At 64.1% G+C, this 18,675-nt stretch carries 16 protein-coding genes; 8 read left to right on the forward strand and 8 right to left on the reverse strand.

Annotated features, from left to right (window positions below; translation table 11 throughout):
* Window positions 1–18: 18 nt before the first annotated feature.
* From GXB81_RS20865 to GXB81_RS20885, 5 genes are all read left to right on the forward strand, one after another.
* Window positions 19–1,215 (forward strand): amidohydrolase family protein, encoded by a 1,197-nt coding sequence (locus tag GXB81_RS20865; protein ID WP_167041319.1) that lies wholly within the window; start codon window positions 19–21, stop codon window positions 1,213–1,215.
* Window positions 1,216–1,223: 8 nt separating this feature from the next.
* Window positions 1,224–2,444: an NAD(P)/FAD-dependent oxidoreductase gene (locus GXB81_RS20870; protein ID WP_167041322.1), complete on the forward strand. Its 1,221-nt coding sequence runs from the start codon at window positions 1,224–1,226 to the stop codon at window positions 2,442–2,444.
* Window positions 2,445–2,464: 20 nt separating this feature from the next.
* A complete protein-coding gene (locus GXB81_RS20875; RefSeq protein WP_205990219.1) occupies window positions 2,465–3,937 on the forward strand; it encodes an NAD-dependent succinate-semialdehyde dehydrogenase in 1,473 nt (490 codons plus the stop codon).
* A 67-nt stretch (window positions 3,938–4,004) separates the two neighbouring features.
* Window positions 4,005–5,252 (forward strand): MFS transporter, encoded by a 1,248-nt coding sequence (locus GXB81_RS20880; protein WP_167041328.1) that lies wholly within the window; start codon window positions 4,005–4,007, stop codon window positions 5,250–5,252.
* A gap of 89 nt (window positions 5,253–5,341) precedes the next feature.
* Entirely contained in the window at window positions 5,342–6,403 is a 1,062-nt protein-coding gene (locus tag GXB81_RS20885; protein ID WP_240162811.1) for a porin, read from the forward strand.
* A gap of 160 nt (window positions 6,404–6,563) precedes the next feature.
* Here GXB81_RS20885 and GXB81_RS20890 read toward each other — a convergent pair whose 3' ends face one another.
* The 6 genes from GXB81_RS20890 to GXB81_RS20915 all read right to left on the reverse strand — a co-directional run bounded on the left by GXB81_RS20890 (window position 6,564) and on the right by GXB81_RS20915 (window position 11,761).
* Window positions 6,564–7,274 (reverse strand): class II aldolase/adducin family protein, encoded by a 711-nt coding sequence (locus GXB81_RS20890; protein ID WP_205990220.1) that lies wholly within the window; start codon window positions 7,272–7,274, stop codon window positions 6,564–6,566.
* A 69-nt stretch (window positions 7,275–7,343) separates the two neighbouring features.
* Entirely contained in the window at window positions 7,344–8,105 is a 762-nt protein-coding gene (locus GXB81_RS20895; RefSeq protein WP_167041334.1) for an ABC transporter permease, read from the reverse strand.
* Complete coding sequence (locus GXB81_RS20900) at window positions 8,102–8,920, reverse strand: ABC transporter permease (RefSeq protein ID WP_167041337.1); 819 nt, start codon at window positions 8,918–8,920, stop codon at window positions 8,102–8,104. The genes GXB81_RS20895 and GXB81_RS20900 overlap by 4 nt, the downstream gene beginning before the upstream one ends.
* Complete coding sequence (locus GXB81_RS20905; RefSeq protein WP_205990221.1) at window positions 8,917–9,705, reverse strand: ABC transporter ATP-binding protein; 789 nt, start codon at window positions 9,703–9,705, stop codon at window positions 8,917–8,919. Before GXB81_RS20905 ends, GXB81_RS20900 begins: the two co-directional genes overlap by 4 nt.
* Before the next feature lie 5 nt (window positions 9,706–9,710).
* Window positions 9,711–10,715, reverse strand: coding sequence for an ABC transporter substrate-binding protein (locus GXB81_RS20910; protein WP_167041343.1), 1,005 nt, complete (start codon window positions 10,713–10,715; stop codon window positions 9,711–9,713).
* A 161-nt stretch (window positions 10,716–10,876) separates the two neighbouring features.
* The gene (locus tag GXB81_RS20915) at window positions 10,877–11,761 is read right to left on the reverse strand and encodes an IclR family transcriptional regulator (RefSeq protein ID WP_205990222.1); all 885 of its coding nucleotides are present in this window, start codon (window positions 11,759–11,761) and stop codon (window positions 10,877–10,879) included.
* A gap of 576 nt (window positions 11,762–12,337) precedes the next feature.
* On the opposite strand from GXB81_RS20915, the gene GXB81_RS20920 reads away from it, so the two are divergent.
* Window positions 12,338–13,522: a porin gene (locus GXB81_RS20920; RefSeq protein WP_167041349.1), complete on the forward strand. Its 1,185-nt coding sequence runs from the start codon at window positions 12,338–12,340 to the stop codon at window positions 13,520–13,522.
* Between the two features lie 122 nt (window positions 13,523–13,644).
* Here the strand turns inward: GXB81_RS20920 and GXB81_RS20925 are convergent, their stop codons facing one another.
* On the reverse strand, window positions 13,645–14,358 hold the full coding sequence (locus GXB81_RS20925; RefSeq protein WP_167041352.1) for a FadR/GntR family transcriptional regulator: 714 nt from the start codon (window positions 14,356–14,358) through the stop codon (window positions 13,645–13,647).
* 185 nt (window positions 14,359–14,543) lie between these two features.
* Between GXB81_RS20925 and GXB81_RS20930 the strand changes: the two genes are divergently transcribed.
* On the forward strand, window positions 14,544–16,070 hold the full coding sequence (locus GXB81_RS20930) for an altronate dehydratase family protein (protein ID WP_167041969.1): 1,527 nt from the start codon (window positions 14,544–14,546) through the stop codon (window positions 16,068–16,070).
* Between the two features lie 272 nt (window positions 16,071–16,342).
* Here the strand turns inward: GXB81_RS20930 and GXB81_RS20935 are convergent, their stop codons facing one another.
* On the reverse strand, window positions 16,343–17,404 hold the full coding sequence (locus GXB81_RS20935) for a LacI family DNA-binding transcriptional regulator (protein ID WP_205990223.1): 1,062 nt from the start codon (window positions 17,402–17,404) through the stop codon (window positions 16,343–16,345).
* 197 nt (window positions 17,405–17,601) lie between these two features.
* On the opposite strand from GXB81_RS20935, the gene GXB81_RS20940 reads away from it, so the two are divergent.
* On the forward strand, window positions 17,602–18,492 hold the full coding sequence (locus tag GXB81_RS20940) for an SMP-30/gluconolactonase/LRE family protein (protein ID WP_205990224.1): 891 nt from the start codon (window positions 17,602–17,604) through the stop codon (window positions 18,490–18,492).
* Window positions 18,493–18,675: the final 183 nt, after the last annotated feature.

Below are 18,675 nucleotides of genomic sequence, written 5' to 3' on the forward strand. Positions count from 1 at the left end.
CCTTATGGAGGAGATGCAATGAAAACGGCAATCGTCAATCTGAAGACCATCGTCACCGGAGAGTGGCGCGATCCGTTCGCAAAGGGCGACAGCATCCTGATGGCGGACGGCAAGATCGAAGCGATCGGCACCCTGAGCGCCGAACAGCTCGAAGCCTGCGACGTGGTGATCGACGCCGACGGCGCGACCGCGATCCCGGGTCTGATCGACTCGCAGATTCACAACACGTTCGGCGACTACACGCCGCGCCAGAAAACCGTCGGCTTCCTCGAAAGCTACGTGCACGGCGGTACGACGACCGCGATCAGCGCGTCCGAAGTGCACGTGCCGGGCCGTCCGACCGATCCGCAAGGCGTGAAGGCGCTGGCCGTGGCCGCGCAGCGCTGCTTCGCCAACTATCGCCCGGGCGGCATGCGCGTTTTCGCGGGCTCCATCATTCTCGAACCGGGACTGGTCGAGGACGATCTGCGCGACATCGCCTCGCAAGGCGTGTGGCTCGCGAAGGCCGGCTTCGGCGCGGTCAAGACGCCGTTCGACTACGCGCCGATGATCGGCTGGGCGAAGAAGCACGGCATGATTACCACGGTGCATACGGGCGGCTCGTCGATTCCGGGTTCGTCGGGTATCTGGGCCGAACATCTGATCGCGATGCAGCCGCACGTGTCGTTCCATATCAACGGCGGCCCCGTGGCGATGCCGGATCAGGATTTCGGACGCATTCTCAACGAAAGCGAAATCGCGATGCAGGTCTGCACCGCCGGCAATCTGCGCACGCTGCTGATGATCGCCGAGATGACCGTGCAGGCCGACAAGTTCGACCGCTTCCTGATCGCCACCGACACGCCGACCGGCAGCGGCATCATGCCGCTCGGCATGATGTACACGATCACGCACCTCGCGAGCCTCGGCAAGATGGCACCGGAGCAGGCGATCTGCGCCGCGACCGGCAATAACGCGCGCACCTACGGCATCAACTCGGGCTTCCTGCAGGTCGGCCGCGACGCCGACGTCGTGATTCTCGACTCGTGCGTGGGCGGCACCAAGCATACGGCTCTCGATGCGCTGGCCAATGGCGATATCGCCTCGGTCGCGGCGGTCGTCACGGACGGCGTGCCGCGCTTCGTCGGCCGCAGCCGCAACACGCCGGCTTCGGAGAAGAACGTGCGGGTTATCAAGTCCCGCATCATGAACGATTTCGCGGCTCCTAAACATTGAGAACTGGCATGGCTGAACAGAAAAGGATAATCGTCGTCGGCGGCGGCCCCGTCGGCATGGTGACGGCGCTCGCCTGCGCGCAACGCGGCTTCGCCGTCACGGTTCTCGAAGCGGCGCAGACGGTCGATACGAATCCGCGCGCGGCCACGACGCACCCGTCCACGCTCGAGATGATCGACAGCCTCGGCGTGATCGACGAATTCATCGCCGCGGGCCTCGTCGCGCGTTACTTCGACTTCTGGGACCGCGAGAAGCGCGAGTTGATCGCGCGCTTCGACCACGACCTGCTGCGCGAGGATACGAAGTTCCCGTTCGTCGTGCAGACCGAGCAGCACAAGCTTGTCAACATCATCGCGGCGAAGCTGAAGACGATGTCCGACGTGGACGTGCATTTCGGCGTGCCGGTGGTGGACGTCGAGCAGGATGCGAACGGCGTGACCGTGACGATCGACCGCGACGGCGTAGAGGAGAAGCTGAGCGGCACGTTCCTGGTCGGCGCGGACGGCGGGCGCAGCACCGTGCGCAAGAAGCTCGAGATCGAATTCGAAGGCTACACGTGGCCGGAGCAGTTCCTCGTGCTGACCACCTCGTTCGACTTCGAGAAAGCGCTCGGCAGTTCGTATCGCGCCTACCTCGCCGATCCGAAGGAGTGGGGCAACCTCTTCAAGGTCGCCGGCGACGACATGAAGGGCCGCTGGCGCGCGGTGTTCCCGGCGCCGGTGGACGTGCCGGAAGAGTTCGTGATGAGCGACGAGGAAGCGCAACGCCGCCTGAACCGCATTTTCCCGCTGGAAGACGGCGCGACGTATCCGCTGCTGCACAAGAATATTTACCGCGTGCATCAGCGCGTGGCGGCTTCGTTCCGCCGTCAGCGCATCTTCCTCGCGGGCGATTCGAGCCACGTGAACAATCCGATCGGCGGGCTCGGGCTCAACTGCGGGATTCACGACGCGCTGGAACTGGCCAACACGCTCGCCGAGGCAGCGGACGGCAATGCCGAGCGTCCGGTGCTGGACCGCTACGAGCGTCGCCGCCGCTCGCTGAACATCGAGTTCGTTCAGCAGCAGACCGTGGCGAACAAGAAGCGTCTGGAAGAGACCGATCCGGCGGTGCGCGCGCAGCATCTGGCCGACCTCGCCGCGACGGCCGCCGACCCGGCGCGTCACCGCGCGTTCCTGTTGCGCACGTCGCTGATCGACAGCGTACGCAAGTCGCAAGCCATTCAGTGATGCTAACGGAGACCGATGGCATGGCTCATTCATTTACCCGGCCGCAGCTCGCCGATCCGTCGCTGATCCGTTCGGCGGCATGGATCGACGGCGAATGGCTCGAAGCGCCGGACGGCGCGACGATCACCGTGGCCAACAAGGCCACGGGCGAGCCGATCGCGACGGTTCCGTTGCTCGGCCGCGAGGCGACGGCCAAGGCCGTTGCGGCGGCCCAGGCCGCGTTGCCGGCCTGGCGCCGGCGCAGCGCCAAGGAGCGCGCAGGCATCCTCAGGAAGTGGTTCGACCTCGTGATGGCGCATCAGGAAGACCTCGCGCGCATCATGACCGCCGAACAGGGCAAGCCACTCACGGAATCGAGGGGCGAAATCGCGTACGCGGCTTCGTTCATCGAGTGGTTCGCGGAGCAGGGCAAGCGCATCGAGGGCGACATGCTGGAAAGCCCCAATGCGGCGCAGCGGATCATGGTGCTCAAGCAACCGATCGGCGTGTGCGCGGCGATCACGCCGTGGAATTTCCCGGCGGCGATGATTACGCGCAAAGCCGCGCCGGCGCTCGCGGCGGGCTGCACGATGGTGCTCAAGCCGGCTTCGCAAACGCCGCTCACGGCGCTCGCGCTGGCCGAGCTGTCGCATCGCGCCGGCGTGCCGCGCGGCGTGTTCAGCGTCGTGACGGGCTCCGCGCGCGAGATCGGCGCGGAACTCTGCGAGAACCCGATCGTGCGCAAGCTGTCGTTCACGGGCTCGACGGAAATCGGCAAGGTGCTGATGGCGCAATGCGCGTCGACGGTGAAGAAGCTGTCGATGGAACTGGGCGGCAACGCGCCGTTCGTCGTGTTCGACGACGCGGATCTCGACGCCGCCGTGCAGGGCGCCATCGCCTCGAAGTTCCGCAACACGGGGCAGACGTGCGTCTGCACGAACCGTTTCCTCGTGCAAGCAGGCGTCTACGATGCGTTCACGGCGAAGCTGAAGACCGCGATCGCCAATCTGCGCGTGGGCGACGGCATGGCGGAAGGCACGAGCCAGGGGCCGCTCATCGACGCGGCGGCGCTCAGCAAGGTCGAGGAACACGTGGCGGACGCGCGCAGCAAGGGCGCCGACATCGCGCAGGGCGGCAAGCGCTCGGCGCTGGGCGGCAACTTCTTCGAGCCGACGCTGCTCGTGAACACCTCGCTCGATATGCAGATCTTCCACGAGGAAACCTTCGGGCCGGTGGCGGCGGTGCTGCGCTTCTCGACCGAGGAGGAAGCGGTGGAGATCGCCAACGCCAGCGAAACCGGGCTTGCATCGTACGTGTACACGAACGATATGTCCCGCTTCTTCCGTATCGCCGAAGCACTCGAAACGGGCATGGTCGGCGTCAACACGGGGCTGATTTCGAACGAGGTCGGCCCGTTCGGCGGCATCAAGGAAAGCGGCTTCGGACGCGAGGGCTCGAAATACGGCATGGACGACTACCTGGAGACGAAGTACGTCTGCGTGCAGGTGGCGTAACAGCCCACCCGCAACGAAAAGCACGGCGTCAGCGGGGCTGGCGCTTCATGGATGGAGGAGACTTTAAATGTCGGATATCAGCAAGCCGTTGCCCCTCGTGGCCAGGCATTCGTCGCGCATGCGCTGGATCGTGGTGCTGGTCCTGTTCGGCTCGGTTCTGGTCGGCTTTTTCGACCGGATCAGCGTAGCGGTTCTTTTCAATAATCCCGACTTCTATAACGCCCTGAATGTCGGTTTCAATCCCACCAAGCTGGGATTCCTGATGACGGCGTTCCTGATCGCGTACGGTATTTCGTCAGTCGTGCTGAGCATCATCGGTGACGTGTTCAAGCCCGGCAAGGCACTCTCGGTGTCGGCCGTGATCTGGGGCGTGGTGATGCTCGGCATGGGCGCCGCGCAGAGCTTCGGCACGATGATTTTCGGGCGCGTCGTGCTCGGCATCATGGAAGGGCCGCAATTCTCGCTGATCGCGAAGATCGTGCACCGCTGGTTCCCGCCCGAAGAGCGGGGCCGCGCCAATGCGGTGTGGATGGTGGGCAGCCCGATCGGTTCGGCCGTCGGCTTTCCGCTCACGCTTTGGCTCGTGCACGCGTATGGCTGGCGCGCATCGTTCTATATCTTCGGTGTCATCAGCCTGTTCATCATGGCACCGCTGATCTTCTTCACGACCCGCGACCGCGCGCGCTATGCGGACCCGGAAAGCTCGCGCCAGGCCGTGGCCGCCGAGGCCAAGGAGAAGGTCGATCTGCGTCTGTTCCTCAAGGACTACCGGTTCTGGCTCGTCACCGCATACGGCTGCGGGCTCCTGATGTACCTGTGGGGGCTCAACAGCTGGCTGCCGACTTATCTCGAGCGCGTCCGGCACTTCAACCTCGGGCAGATGGGGATCTACTCGTCGCTGCCGTTCATTCTGATGTTCATCGGCGAAGTGTTTTCGGGCCTGCTGGCCGACCGTCTGGGCAAGCGCGCGATTCTCTGCTTCATCGGTCTTGCCGGCGCGGGCCTGCTGCTCTTCGCGGGCACGCAGATTCAGGATCCGCACGTGGCGGCGATCGTGATCGCGCTGAGCGCCGGCTGCTGGGGTCTCGGGTTGCCGGCCCAATACGCGCTCGCGATGGACATCATTCCCGTCTCGGTCACGTCGGCGGGCATCGGGGTCAAGAACGGCTGCAGCAATCTGATGGGGGCGCTCGCTCCGGTTCTGATCGGCTGGATCGTCAGCACGACGGGGAGTTTCAATACCGGTCTGCTGGTCATCGTTCTGGGCAGCCTCGTCGGCGCGGTGATGATGCTGCCGCTGATTCGCCGCTACTGAGCGGCGCGCTGGGAAACGCGGCCTCGTCAAACAGGCCGCGCATTGCTGTTTCTTATAAATAGTCATACTAATTAAATTGGAGATCTATCTTGCAGAGCAATCGCTTTCGTCGCAGACTGGCGGTTTCGGCCGCCTCGTGCCTGGCGCTGACCGCAATGCATGGGGCGAATGCCCAGAGCAGCATGCAGTCAGGCGCGTCCGACTCGTTCGTGCAGCTATACGGAACCGTCGGAACCTATATCGGTACGTCCAAGCGCTCCGGAGATCCGAAGGCCGCCTTCGTGGAAGGTAGCGGCGGCTTGACGACGTCGTTCTGGGGCATTCGCGGTCGCGAAGACCTGGGCGGCGGCAATGCGATGATATTCAGCCTGGAGAGCTTCTTTCAGCCTTCCACGGGCGCCTTGGGCCGCAAGCCGACCGATCCGTTCTTCTCCCGCAATGCCTATATGGGATTCAGCACGCAGTACGGTACGTTGACGTTCGGGCGTCAGACGAACCCGACCTACGTCAACATGCAGGAACTGAATCCGTTCGGGGCCTCGGTCGTGTTCTCGCCGATCGTGCTGCAATCGTTCGTCTCGACCTATAACGGCGTCCTGATCGGGGATACGGTGTGGGACAACGCGATCCAGTACAGCTCTCCCTCGCTGAAGGGCCTGGCCGTGACGGGCATTTACGGCGTCGGCGGCGTGGCGGGGCAGCCCGGCGTGGCGAACCTCGGTTTGCACGCGAACTATTCGTCGGGGCCGTTTTATGCCGGCGTGTCGTTGCAGCGTGTGCGCACGCCTGTCACCGCGCCGGTGTCCGAACAGGATGCGTGGCTCGCCGGTATGCGCTACAAGCTGCCGTTCGTCACGCTGTACGGCGCGATGGAAGGTAGTCAGACGTATGGCTTGCGCTCGTCGAGCCGTACCTATCAGGCCGGTGCGGCCGTTCCGACCGGACCGTTCGGTTATGTTCTCGCCGAGTGGGCCCGCACGAACTACGACACGGTCCCGGCCTCGCATGGGTGGATTCGCAACACCGGCGCGCTCGCGTACGACTACCTGCTCTCGAAGCGCACCGATGTCTATGCCGTGTGTCTGTATGACAAGATCGCCTCGAAGGGATCGGCCACGACGTTCTCGCTGGCGATACGGCATCGTTTCTAAAACCGTCGCGCGGATTTAAGCATTGGTTTCAATAATTTAGGATTCCAATGCTGTGAGCCGGTTGCCGGCGATTTTCAGGCTGCAAAAAACAAGGGGCGATCTGCGCAAGCAGATCGCCCCTTGTTCATTCGATACGAGCAGCGCCGGCGAAGCGCCGGTCTTATCCTTGCGCTTCGGCCCGCCGCGCGAAGTACTCGAAAGAGTGCTCCCAATGCACGGGCGTCATGATCTGCGCCATCCGTTTGGCGCGTGCCTCGGGGGCGAGTGCCGTCTGCGGCAGCCCCGCCGAGCGCGCGAGCACCTCGATCCGCGCGGCGCGTTCGAGGAACACGCCGACACAGATCGCGTGCTCGATCGAGCGCCCGCAGAACGTCACGCCATGGTTGGCCATCATCACCACGTCGTGGCTGCCCATTGCTTCGGCAAGCGCCTTGCCTTCTTCCGGCTTGACGATCAAGGCGGCCGTTTCGCGCATGACCGGCAATTCGCCGAAGTAGTCGGCGTCGAGCGTATAAGGCGTGAAGCGTTCGAGACAGCCGGACAGGATCGAGGCGTGGCGCGGATGCGTATGCGCCACGACCAGCACGTCCGGACGCTGGAGAAAAATTTCGCTGTGGATCGGCCACTCCGAATGGCGTCCGCCGCTGCCGGCGATCTGCTTGCCTTCGAAGTCGACCAGCACGAAATCCTCGGCGCCGCGTACTTCTTCGAGACCGATGCGATTACGTTTGAGCCAGAAGCCGCGACCTTGCGGATCGCGCAGCGACAGATGTCCCAGCGACATGTCGCCGTGGCCTTCCAGTTCGAGAATGCGGCAACCGAGTGCGAGCCGGTCGAGTGCGCGTTTGAGATCTTCGTTCATGTCCATCATGTATGTCTCGTCAATCGATACGTCAGCGGATAAGGTCCGCGAATAAGAAGGGTCACGCGCAAAGCGTATTCAGCGCATGCCATGCGAGAGGCGGCGCGAAATGAAAACCAGCGCACGGTCGAGTACGAGACCGACGAGGCCGATCGCGAGCATGCCCGCATACAGTTTGTCGTAGCGGAACGTGGCCCCCGAGTTCGCGATATAGAAGCCGAGACCGTGCGTGTCGCCGATCATTTCGGTCACGATGACGACCGTCATGCCGATCGGCAGCGCAATGCGCAGACCGTTCAGAATGCCGGGCAGCGCCGCCGGAATCAGGACGTGGCGCAGCAGCGTGCCGCGGGTCATGCCCATGTTCTGGCCGGCCCAGACGATTTCGCGCCCCGTCGCGCGGCTCGCCAGATGCGTTGCGACCACGACCGGGTAGAGGCATTCGAGCGCGGCAAAGGCAATTTTCGACGGCGTGCCGATGCCGAACAGGAACGTGAAGATCGGAAACAGCGCGATCTTCGGCACCGGATAGCCCGCGAAAAACACCGGCTCGAACAGGTATTCGAACCAGCGCACGCGGGCGAGCCCGAAGCCGACCAGCACCCCGGCCACCGAGCCGATCACGAAGCCGGCGAAGGTGCGGCCCGTGGTCACCAGTACGTGATAGGGCAGATTGCCGGACATCGTGTCGTTGATGAAGGCCGCGAACACCGCGCCGAGCGGCGGCAGCACGCGCGCCGAAATGAGGCCGGACAGCGCGACGCATTGCCAGAGCAGCAGCATCAGCGGCACGGAGTACCAGGCGCGTGTGCCGGACCACATACGTTTGAGTGCGATCATCGCTGAGCCTCCTCGGTGCCGAGCAGCACGCCGCGCAACGCGCGTTTGCGCACCGCCATGAGCAGGCGATCGGCGACGAAGCCGAGCAGCCCGTAAGCGACCACGCCGGTCAGCATGATGTCGTAGCGCACCCAGTCCTGGCCTTCCGTAATCAGCAGACTCAAACCCGTTTTCGCGCCGATCAGTTCAGCCGCGAACAGCGACACGAACGACAGCGCGAGCGCCACGCGCAGGCCCGCGAAAATGCCCGGCAGCGTCGCGGGCAATACGACACGCAACAGCAGCGTCGGGAACGGCGTCTCGAAGTTGCGCGCGACCCATACCAGATGCTTGTCCATTTGCTGGACCGCATGCTGCGCGGCGAGAAACACCGGAAACGACACGCTCAAGGCGACGATCGCCGTCTGCGTCGCGCTCGTGAGGCCGAAAATAAGCAGCATGATCGGCAGAAAAGCGATCTTCGGCACGGGATAGACGAACGCGACGAGCGGATCGGCAAATTCGCCGACCGGCTTCGACAGGCCCGCCACCAGCCCGAGGGCCGCGCCGATCGCCGAGCCGATGGCGAAACCGCCGATCAGCCGCAACAGGCTGTCGCGCAGGTAGGTCCACAGCTCGCCTTCGCCGGCCAGCTCGCGCGTCGCGCTGACGATGTCGCTCGGAAACGACAGATAGGGCGGCAGCTTGCCGCTCGCACCGAACCACTGCCACAGCGCCAGCACCACGATCGGCACCGCGGCGCGGCCGGCCATGTAGGGCAGGCGCCGCCATCCGCCGCGGCGCGGCGGTGCCGGCACATCGAGAACGGCGCTCATGCGACCCGCTCCACTTCGCGTGCCTTGATGACCTCTTCGCGCAATGCTTCCCACAACGTCGTGCGCAACTCGAAGAAGCGCTGCGATTTGCGGAACGACACGAAGTCGAGACCTTCGCGGTCCACCTGCAGATCGAGCTTGATGCGCGCGGGCCGCGTGGAGAACACGACGACGCGCGTGGCGAGTGTCACGGCCTCGTCGATGTCGTGCGTGACGAACAGCACGGTGCGGCGATGCTTCGCCCAGATGTTGCCGAGTTCTTCCTGCAGCAGCTCGCGGTTTTGCGCATCGAGTGCGCCGAACGGCTCGTCCATCAGCATGATGCGCGGTTCGAGCGCGAGCATGCGGGCGAGCGCGACGCGCTGCTTCATGCCGCCGCTCAATTGCGCCGGATACATGCCGCCGCCTTCCGGCAGGCCGATCATCGTCAGCAATTCGCCGACCCGGGCCGCGCGCGTCTGCTCGGGTACGCCGCCGATGAGCATCGGCCATGCGATGTTCTCGGCGACGGTGGCCCACGGAAAGAGCGAGTAGCCCTGAAACATCATGCCGCGATCGCGGCCCGGGCGATCGATCGGCTTGCCGTCGACGAGTATCTCGCCGCCGGAGAGCTGATCGAAGCCGCCCGCCATGTGCAGGAACGTGCTCTTGCCGCAGCCCGAAGGGCCGAGAATCGCGAGGAATTCTCCTTCCTCGACCGCGAGATTGAACCCGTCCAGCGTGGCAACGGGACCTTTCGGTGTCGCAAAGACTTTGCGCACACCGCGTGCTTCGAGAATCGGCATTGCACTTATTCCTTCGGTAGCCACGACATGTCGACGAGCTGATTCACATCCACCGGCTTGCGCTGAATGCCGTTCTTGATGAGGATGTCCTGCATTTTCGCGAGGGTCTGCACGTCGACGCGATCGGTCGGGTCGCGATAGTAGTCCGACATCGACAGATACACCGCCGGCGTGACGCGCACGTCGTGAGCGTCGATCAGGGCCTGACGGGCGTCCTTGGTGTGATCGTCGTAAAAGCGCGTCGCGGTTTTGAGGTCCTTCAGGAATGCATGCACGGCGGCCGGCTGGTTCTTCAGCACGTCCGGCGAGGCGATCACGAGCATCAGCTCCTGATCGAACGGCACCGCGTCGCGCGACGTGAACAGCGGCCGCACGCCGCCGTGCGTTTCTTCCGAGCTGGCAAACGGCTGCGGGAAGACGCCGACGTCGATCATGCCCGAGCGCAGCGCCTGGCCCTGCGCGGGGAAGCTGACCGGCACGAAGGTCACGTCGCGATTCGGATCGATGCCGTTCTTTTCCAGCACCAGTTTGGCCCACAGGTGCGTCGAGCTATTGAGCGCATCGATGCCGATCTTCTTGCCCTTCAGATCCTTGATGCTCTTGATCGGCGAGCTGTCGCTCACGAGGTAGGTGGTCTGGAAACCGTTCGCGCTTTCGCGGGACAGCGAGGCGATGACCTTGAATTTCGCGCCTTCGGAAGCGGCCAGCAGCGCCGCGTTCGCACTCGTCGTGATGAAGTCGAGCGCGCCGGCCTCGAAGGCCTGGAAGCGTTTGTCGTTGCCGGCAAAGCGCGTGATGTCGAGCGTGTAATCCTTGCCCTGTCCCGGGGCGACGGTCGGCTTCGCATGCAGCAGCCAGAGCTGTTCCTCGCCCGCGCCGCCGATGCCGACGCGCAGCGAGGCCGGATCGGCATGCGCGAGCGTGCTGGCGAGAATGCTGCCGACCATGACGGCGACGCGCGCAATGCCACGGCCAGCGGAGTACGGTTTGAACACACGTCTACTTCTCATCGGTCACCTCTTTGATATGGGTATTGGCGTTTCGTCTATGAAACGTTGTTTCTAATTCGATCTACGCCCGATTCTACTGCGCTAAAAAAACCTGTCGCAAATGCTTTTGCGATTTCGTTCGCCTCGACGTCATGACGTCGCCCGATACTGCGGAATCGTCGTCATTCGTGTGTCCTGACGAAGTCGTGACGAGCCGATGAACTCGCGCCACGGCTCCCCGGCACGCGGCCGCCGTTGAGTCGCTGCGTCAGCTGATCGGCTGTAAAGCGCACCTTGTCGACGAGATTCGACTCGAATAAAGCGGGGGCGAGTTGCGGACTCAGAATCGTCGTCGTGACGACGGCCGCGATGCGCCCGGTCGCGTCGCGCACCGGTGCGGTCACCACCGAGATGCCGCTCTCGAAGCTCGACTGGCCGATGGCGAAGCCGCGCCGCGCGTTGGCGAGTACCAGGGCATGCAAGGCATCGACGGTTGCCGGCGTGTGTTGCGTATAGCGCTTGAGCGTGCGTTCGGGGTAGAGCGCGTGCAGTTCGTCGGCATCCAGATCGCCGAGCAGCACGTGACCATGCGTCGACGCATGGGCGGGCAAGCGCGTGCCGATGCTGACCCTCACTGAACTGAACGGTGCGGCATGGCTTTGCGCTTTCGCGACGAACACCACGTCTCGCTCGTCGCGAACCAGGATATGCGCGGTAAAACCGGTGTCGTCACGCAACTGGTCGATAAGCGGCTGGCCGAGTCCGGTCAGTTCGAGCGAACCCAGATACTCGAGACCGAGACGCAGCGCCGCGACGCCAGGCCGGCAATTGCGATCCGTATCGGTGCGCTCGACGAACCCGTGGGCTTCGAGCGTTTGCAGCAGCCGGAATACCGTCGTGCGAGGAATGCCGAGCCGCTTCGACAATTCGGACACGCCCAGTACGGGCTCGCGCAGCGAGAATTCGGTGAGGATGCGCAGGCCCCGTTCGAGAGCGGGTACGCGATAGTTCGTGTCGCTGCGATCTTCCTGCGTGTCGGATGCGGTGCCCGTCAATTCGGGGGTCATGCGTTACTCCATGGGCCGCCGCTCGCGCGGCGGAGGGCGTCGTTGAACGCGCTCTATTGGGTTCCTGTTTGTTCCGTGAATGAAACGCTATTTTTCAGGTGGCACAATCGTAGCGTGATGGAATAAAAAAAGCCTTGTTTTCCGCATCAGGGGAAACCCGCAACGAGAACGGCGCGAGAAGAAAAAGTAGAACGAAATAGCGGGAAAAGCGCTGAGCCAAGCATAGTGGCGCGTGTTGCGGCTTTACATGTAAACCCCAACGGAATTTGTTTTTGAACTTTTTCTCGACAACGCTAAGATATTCCACATAACAAACATTTGTCCATTAGTGGAACGTTTCGCGACATCTGATCGGCTGGCGGGGATTTGCCCGACAAGGTTCATCGAGTTCTCCGGCCTTGCCGCACGGGAGCGTGTCGACTGCGTTCCCGAGGCGTGAGCGCCAAGGCCGGACGATGTGGTTCCGATGGTGTGTGTGGCTCCATACGCCAGATCATTCCCGCAGCAGGGAACGCGTTGGCGTATTGATTTGTAGAACTTAAATATTGGCAAGCTAAACAACAAGGGTCTAAAAAAATGAAACGACAGCTTCTCGCTATCGGTTTGGCCGGTCTTTCCACCACGGCGTTCGCACAAAGCAGCGTCACGCTATACGGGGTCATCGACGAAGGGGTGCAGTACCTCAACAACGTCAAGCAGGTCGTCAACGGTAAAACCGTCGGGGGCAGCCAGATCGGTCTCGATTCGGTAAGCGGTCCGTGGGGATCGAGATGGGGCGTGAAGGGCGCCGAAGATCTCGGCGGAGGCTGGAAAGCGATCTTCACGCTGGAATCCGGCATGAACCTCAACAACGGTGCGCTCGCGCAGGGCGGCACGATGTTCGGCCGTCAGGCTTTCGTCGGCATTACGCAGGATCGTCTCGGTACGATCACACTGGGCCGGCAATACGACAGCGTCTCGGACATGTCGGCGGCCTTCGGTCCGCAGACCGCGTGGGGCACGAGCGCGGGGCATCCCGGCGATATCGACAACATGATTCGCTCGTACCGTTTCAACAACACGATCAAATACACGAGCCCGAATCTCGCCGGCTTCACGCTGAATGCCACGGGCACGCTCGGCGGTGTCGCGGGTGACTTCTCGCAGAGCAGCGCCTACACCTTCGGCGTGCTGTATTCGCGCAACGCGCTTGTCGCGGGTGCCGCGTACGAATTCGTCAAGAACCCGTCGAATGTCGGGGCGCCGTTGAACAGCAACGCGAATGCGGCGCCGCCGGCCACCACCGGCGCGTATTCGCCGCTGAACTCGGGCTACCTGGCGGGCGCCCATCCGGCCGGCTCCTGGCAGGATATCGTCGCGGGCGCGGCTTATACGTTCGATCGCTTCGCCATCGGCGCGAACTACTCGAACGTGCGATACGGGAACATCGGCAACCTGAACGGCGCCTCGGCGGTCTTTAACACCATCGAAGTCAACGGCAAAGTGCAGTTCAATCCGGCCTGGTTCCTCGGCCTCGTGTATAGCTATACGAAAGGCAATTCGGTTGTCGGCGATCTGGGCAACCAGCACTTCAACCAGTTCGGCTTCCTCGTGAACGATACGCTCTCGAAGCGAACCGATATCTACTTCGAGGGCATCTATCAGATCGCCAGCGGCACGAACTCGCTCGGCGGCCAGGCCAGGGCCAACATCGATTCGCTCGGCGAATCGTCGTCGAACCATCAGTTGTTCGTGCGGCTTGCGCTACGGCACAAGTTCTGAGCTGGGCGCGATGCGCGTCGAGGGGCAGGGCCTTACTATAGGCCCTGCCCCTTATCTGACTTGACCTTATCTGATCCCGGGATTGCCTCAGCATTCAGCACGACGGTGTTCTAGTACCGCGCCTACATAGAGAACTGCTTCTCGACATAGTGAATGTGCTTGAGCATCGCACCTTGCGCTGCATCGGGATCGCCGTCGCGCACGGCGAAGTAGATCGATTCATGCTGGCGCAATCGGGCGCGGGCCTGTGAGACGGCATTCTTATTGTTGAGCGTCGCGTCATAGGTGTTGCTCGAGATGTGCTCGCGCAACACCGTCACGGCGCTGGCATAAAACTGCTCGATGAGCCGGTTGCGGCATGCGGCCGTCAGCGCCGCATGAAACTCGACGTCGGTCGCGGCTTCCGAATCGACGTCGGCCCGCGCGACCGCGTCGCGCATTTTCGCGAGGATGCTCTCCAGCCGCTCATGATCGCGGCGCGATGCACGCTGTGCCGCAAAGCGCACCGCCGCGCACTCGAAGACCAGCCGGAACTCGAACATCTCCTCGCGTAGCGGCTGCGTATCGGCAATCAATTGCAGCCACGGCGCGACGAGCCTGGCCGGTCTGCTGCCGAGCAAATACACGCCGCTGCCGCGCCGTGTTTCGACAAGCCCCTTGCTCGCCAGTCGCGCGATTGCCTCACGCACGGTCGCGCGCGATACGCCGAGCGTCTCGGCCAGCGCCCGCTCGGACGGGAGTCGCTCGTTCTCCTGCCAGCAGCCTGCCTTGATGTCGGTCTCGATTCGTCTGACCGTTTGAGCGATCACGCTCACGCTTTTCGAATGACTGTCCATTTCCAACTCTCATGCAGCCCTTCATGTAGCCCCTCATGCAACCGCTCACGCGGACCCGGCCGAAAAGTGGCCTGACCAATTTGCCGTGGCGTTCGACCGGCCGCATGATGCAAGCCAATCCGGCAAGCGCCCGCGACGCAGGTTCGACGCCCCTTGGCGGAGCTACCCACATACAGGAGGCCATGATGAGCCAAACTTCATTGGTAATCAAACTGCACGATAACGACGACGTTCTGATTACCCGCGGCGCGATTGCCGCGGGCACGACGCTCGCGGATTTCGACAACCTCGTCGTCGCTGCCGACGTTCCGCCCGCTCACAAGATCGCCTGCCGCGAGGTGGCGCAGGGCGCGCCGGTGCGGCGCTATGGTCAGATCATCGGTTTCGCCACCCAGGCGATTCACCGCGGCGACCATGTGCACGTGCACAACATGTCGATGGGCGAGTTCGCGCGCGACTATGCGTTCGGCGAGGACGTCAAGGCCGTCGTGCCCGCGCCGGAGCCGCTCACGTTCCAGGGCATCCGGCGCGCGGACGGACGCGTCGCTACGCGCAATTACATTGGCGTCATCAGCACGGTGAACTGCTCGGCGACGGTCACCAAGCTCGTCGCGCAACATTTCTCCACGCCCGACGCCTTGAAGGCCTATCCGAACGTCGACGGCGTGGTCCCGCTCACGCATAGCTTCGGCTGCTGCATCGACCACCACGGCGAGGGCATCCAGCAATTGCGCCGCACCATCGGCGGCTACGTCAAGCATCCGAACTTCGCGGGCGTGGTCATCATCGGCCTCGGCTGCGAGGCGAACCAGATGGGCGCGATGTTCATCGCCGAAGGTGTCGAGCCGGGCCCGCTGCTCGTGCCGCTCGTGATGCAGGAGCAAGGCGGCACGCAAAAGACCGTGGATGCCGCGATCGCCGCCGTCGAGAAGATGCTGCCGGTGGCCAACGAGGCCGTGCGCGAGCCGCTGCCGGTTTCGCACATCAATATCGCGCTGCAATGCGGCGGCTCGGACGGCTATTCGGGCATTACCGCCAATCCGGCGCTGGGCGCGGCCGTCGACCTGCTCGTGCGGCACGGCGGCACGGCGATTCTGACGGAAACGCCCGAGATTTACGGTGCCGAGCACCTGCTCACGCGCCGCGCGATCAGCAAGGAAGTGGGCGAGAAGATCGTCGAGCGCATTCACTGGTGGGAGTCCTACGCGGAGCGCGAGAAGGGCAGCATCGACAACAACCCGACGCCGGGCAACAAGGCCGGCGGTCTCACGACGATTCTGGAAAAGTCGCTGGGCGCGGTGGCGAAGAGCGGGTCCTCGCCGCTGATGGGCGTGTATCGCTACGCCGAGCCGGTCGATACGCATGGTCTCGTGTTCATGGATGCACCGGGCTACGACCCGATGGGCGCGACCGGCCAGATCGCCAGTGGTGCGAATCTCGTGGTGTTCACGACGGGCCGCGGTTCGTGCTTCGGCGCGAAGCCGGCGCCGTCGATCAAGGTCGCGACCAATTCGACGATGTACAAGCGCATGGTCGACGACATGGACATCAATTGCGGCGAGATCATGGAAGGCACGGCGAGCGTCGAGCAGAAGGGCGAGGAAATTTTCCGCATGATCGTCGAGGTCGCGTCGGGCGGTAAGAGCAAGAGCGAAGCGCTCGGCGTGGGTAACGAGGAATTCGTGCCCTGGATGATCGGCGCGCAGATGTAAGTGCCGCGCGCGCCGCCGCGGCGACCAGGCCGATAGCGGCGCGTTGGCGTGTGGGTGCGTTGATACGGTTGAGCCTGGGTTGGCGTCCGTCGCGGCGGCCATGCCGCATGGGACCGGACGACGGACGTCGCGCGAAACTCGCCGTGCGGCGCCAGCGCTTATGGGCTCTGATGCGGGCTCTGAATCGGGCTCTGAAGAGAGTTCAGAAGCGAGCCCAAAGCCGACCTCAAAGATGCTTCCGGCGGCACCGCAACGCAAGCCCACAACACCCGCTAATCCACCGCCGGGCTTTGCGTGCTGGCCCGCACGACCAGTTCGAAGCCGACATCGACGATGCGCGGCTCGTCGTTGTCTTCGGGCGCTTCCACGCGCGCGATCAGTTCCTCGGCGATACGCCGGCCGATCTCGGCCGCGCGCGGCTGAACCGTCGTGAGCGGCGGCACGCATTCCTCGCTGAACGGCAAATCACCGAAACCGGCGACGCGCAGTTGCTGCGGAATCCGGATGCCGCGCCGTTGCGCTTCGAACAGCGCGCCGAGCGCGATCACGTCGTTGGAGCAGGCGAGCGCATCGACGTCGGGCATGCCGTCGAGCACCGCCGTCAACGCGCGCGCCCCCGCGCGCGGCGTGGCGTCGCCCGGGATGTCTTCGACGCGCACGTCGAGGCCCGCCTTCAGCATCGCCATGCGGAAACCTTCGCAGCGCTGCCGGGCGCGCACGTCGCTCGTCATGCGTGCGCCGATGAAGGCGGCGCGGCGCGCGCCGATGTCGAGCATATGCTGCGCGATCGCGGCGCCGGCCTCGTAATGGGAAAACCCGACTTGCAGATCGAACGGCTGTTCGCCCAGTTCCCACATCTCCGCGACCGGCAGGCGCGCGGTGCGCAGCAGCGCGCGTGTTTCGTCGCCGTGCCGGCAGCCGGTCACGACCAGTGCGGTCGGCGACCACGACAGGAAGGTTCGCACGAGGTCCGCCTCGCGGCCGGGGTCGTATTCGGATGCGCCGAGCAGCAGCTGGTAGCCGTGCTGGTCGAATTCCTTCTGCATGCGGCCGACCGTCGCCGAAAAGAACGCGTTGCCGAGCGACGGCACCACCACGCCGATCGCGCGCGTGCGCGCGGCGGCGAGGCTGCCCGCCAGCAGATTCGGCACGTAGCCGAGCACTTCGATGGCTTTGCTGATGCGCGGCGCGATGCGCGACGAAACGGCCTCGGGATTGCGGAGAAACAGCGAAACGGAACTGGCGGAGACGCGCGCGCGAGCGGCGACGTCTTCCATCGTGACACGGTTGGTGCTGCGCCGGGTGCGCGGTGCCTTGATTGTTGTCTGTGGCATAGGCTGCAAACGGTCGAAAAAACACGCGCCGCGGTGGGCGCAAACCCCAATTGTAATTGACCCGACGGCATTCGACGCAGCGCAACGGGTTATTGAAGCCGTACTAACCCTGGTAACACTTGCAAATTTAATAGCGCTATTATTTCGCAGCGCTGCGATTTCAGTCGCGCGGCCTGAACAAGGAACACGGTGCCCCCATGCCTTCATCCGATTTACGCTGCGTGCTCGATGTCCGCGCCCAACTGGGCGAATGCCCCCGTTGGGACGAGCGGGCCGGCGTGCTCTACTGGGTCGACATTCTCGAACCGGCGCTGCATCGCTTCGATCCGGCCACCGGCGTCGACACAGCGCTGGCCGTGCCGGAGCACATCGGCTGCTTCGCGCTGAACGAGGCGGGCGGTTTCATCGCCGGCCTGCGCTCGGGCATCTGGACGCTCGACGAGAACGCGCGGCCGCTCGAATGCCTCGCCGCCAATCCCGAAGACGTGTGCACGAGCCGCTTCAACGATGGCCGCTGCGATGCCGCGGGCCGTTTTTTCGCCGGCACGATCGACGAGCCGAAGGCGGGCGGCAACGCGCATCTCTATCGCTACGGGAGCGGCCGGCTCGACGCGCTGAGCGCGGGGCTCCTGACGTCGAACGGTCTTGCGTTCAGCCCGGACCAGCGCTGGCTGTATCACTCCGACACGCCCAACTTCACGATTTACCGCAGCGCGTACGACGCCGCGACGGGCCAATGCGGCACGCGCGAAGTGTGGGCGCGCATCGAGCCGACCCCGGACGACCGCGGCCGCCCCGATGGCGCCGCCGTGGACGCGGAAGGCTACTACTGGAGCGCGTTCTACGAAGGCGGGCGGGTGGTGCGCTTTACGCCCGACGGCCAGGTCGATGCGGTGCATCGGCTGCCGGCGCGTTGCCCGACCATGTGCGCATTCGGCGGCGACGATCTGCGCACGCTCTACATCACGTCGGCGCGCGCGGGGCGCGGCGCCGACGAACTCGACCGCGAGCCGCTGGCCGGCGGCATCTTTGCATTGCGCACCGAGGTGCCCGGCCTGGCCGAGCCACGCTGGCGCGCATCCGCTTGAATCTTTTATTGACGGAACCCGACATGCCTGATCTGAAAGACCTTTCCCTGTTGCGCACGCAATGCCTGATCGGCGGCGCATGGCGCGCGGCGCACGACGGCCGCACGCTCGACGTCACCGACCCGGCGACGGGCGAGTTGATTGCCAGCGTGCCGTCGATGGCGGCCGCCATCGACGGCACGC

It is taken from the genome of Paraburkholderia sp. Ac-20336 (assembly GCF_017105025.1).
Classification (GTDB): Bacteria; Pseudomonadota; Gammaproteobacteria; order Burkholderiales; family Burkholderiaceae; genus Paraburkholderia.

What these genes read in the sequence shown, in the direction of transcription:
- GXB81_RS20865 (WP_167041319.1), top strand. Translation starts at nt 19, where the DNA reads ATGAAAACGGCAATCGTCAATCTGAAGACCATCGTCACCGGAGAGTGG.
- GXB81_RS20870 (WP_167041322.1), top strand. Translation starts at nt 1,224, where the DNA reads ATGGCTGAACAGAAAAGGATAATCGTCGTCGGCGGCGGCCCCGTCGGC.
- GXB81_RS20875 (WP_205990219.1), top strand. Translation starts at nt 2,465, where the DNA reads ATGGCTCATTCATTTACCCGGCCGCAGCTCGCCGATCCGTCGCTGATC.
- GXB81_RS20880 (WP_167041328.1), top strand. Translation starts at nt 4,005, where the DNA reads ATGTCGGATATCAGCAAGCCGTTGCCCCTCGTGGCCAGGCATTCGTCG.
- GXB81_RS20890 (WP_205990220.1), bottom strand. Translation starts at nt 7,274, where the DNA reads ATGATGGACATGAACGAAGATCTCAAACGCGCACTCGACCGGCTCGCA.
- GXB81_RS20895 (WP_167041334.1), bottom strand. Translation starts at nt 8,105, where the DNA reads ATGATCGCACTCAAACGTATGTGGTCCGGCACACGCGCCTGGTACTCC.
- GXB81_RS20900 (WP_167041337.1), bottom strand. Translation starts at nt 8,920, where the DNA reads ATGAGCGCCGTTCTCGATGTGCCGGCACCGCCGCGCCGCGGCGGATGG.
- GXB81_RS20905 (WP_205990221.1), bottom strand. Translation starts at nt 9,705, where the DNA reads ATGCCGATTCTCGAAGCACGCGGTGTGCGCAAAGTCTTTGCGACACCG.
- GXB81_RS20910 (WP_167041343.1), bottom strand. Translation starts at nt 10,715, where the DNA reads ATGAGAAGTAGACGTGTGTTCAAACCGTACTCCGCTGGCCGTGGCATT.
- GXB81_RS20915 (WP_205990222.1), bottom strand. Translation starts at nt 11,761, where the DNA reads ATGACCCCCGAATTGACGGGCACCGCATCCGACACGCAGGAAGATCGC.
- GXB81_RS20920 (WP_167041349.1), top strand. Translation starts at nt 12,338, where the DNA reads ATGAAACGACAGCTTCTCGCTATCGGTTTGGCCGGTCTTTCCACCACG.
- GXB81_RS20925 (WP_167041352.1), bottom strand. Translation starts at nt 14,358, where the DNA reads ATGGACAGTCATTCGAAAAGCGTGAGCGTGATCGCTCAAACGGTCAGA.
- GXB81_RS20930 (WP_167041969.1), top strand. Translation starts at nt 14,544, where the DNA reads ATGAGCCAAACTTCATTGGTAATCAAACTGCACGATAACGACGACGTT.
- GXB81_RS20935 (WP_205990223.1), bottom strand. Translation starts at nt 17,404, where the DNA reads ATGCCACAGACAACAATCAAGGCACCGCGCACCCGGCGCAGCACCAAC.
- GXB81_RS20940 (WP_205990224.1), top strand. Translation starts at nt 17,602, where the DNA reads ATGCCTTCATCCGATTTACGCTGCGTGCTCGATGTCCGCGCCCAACTG.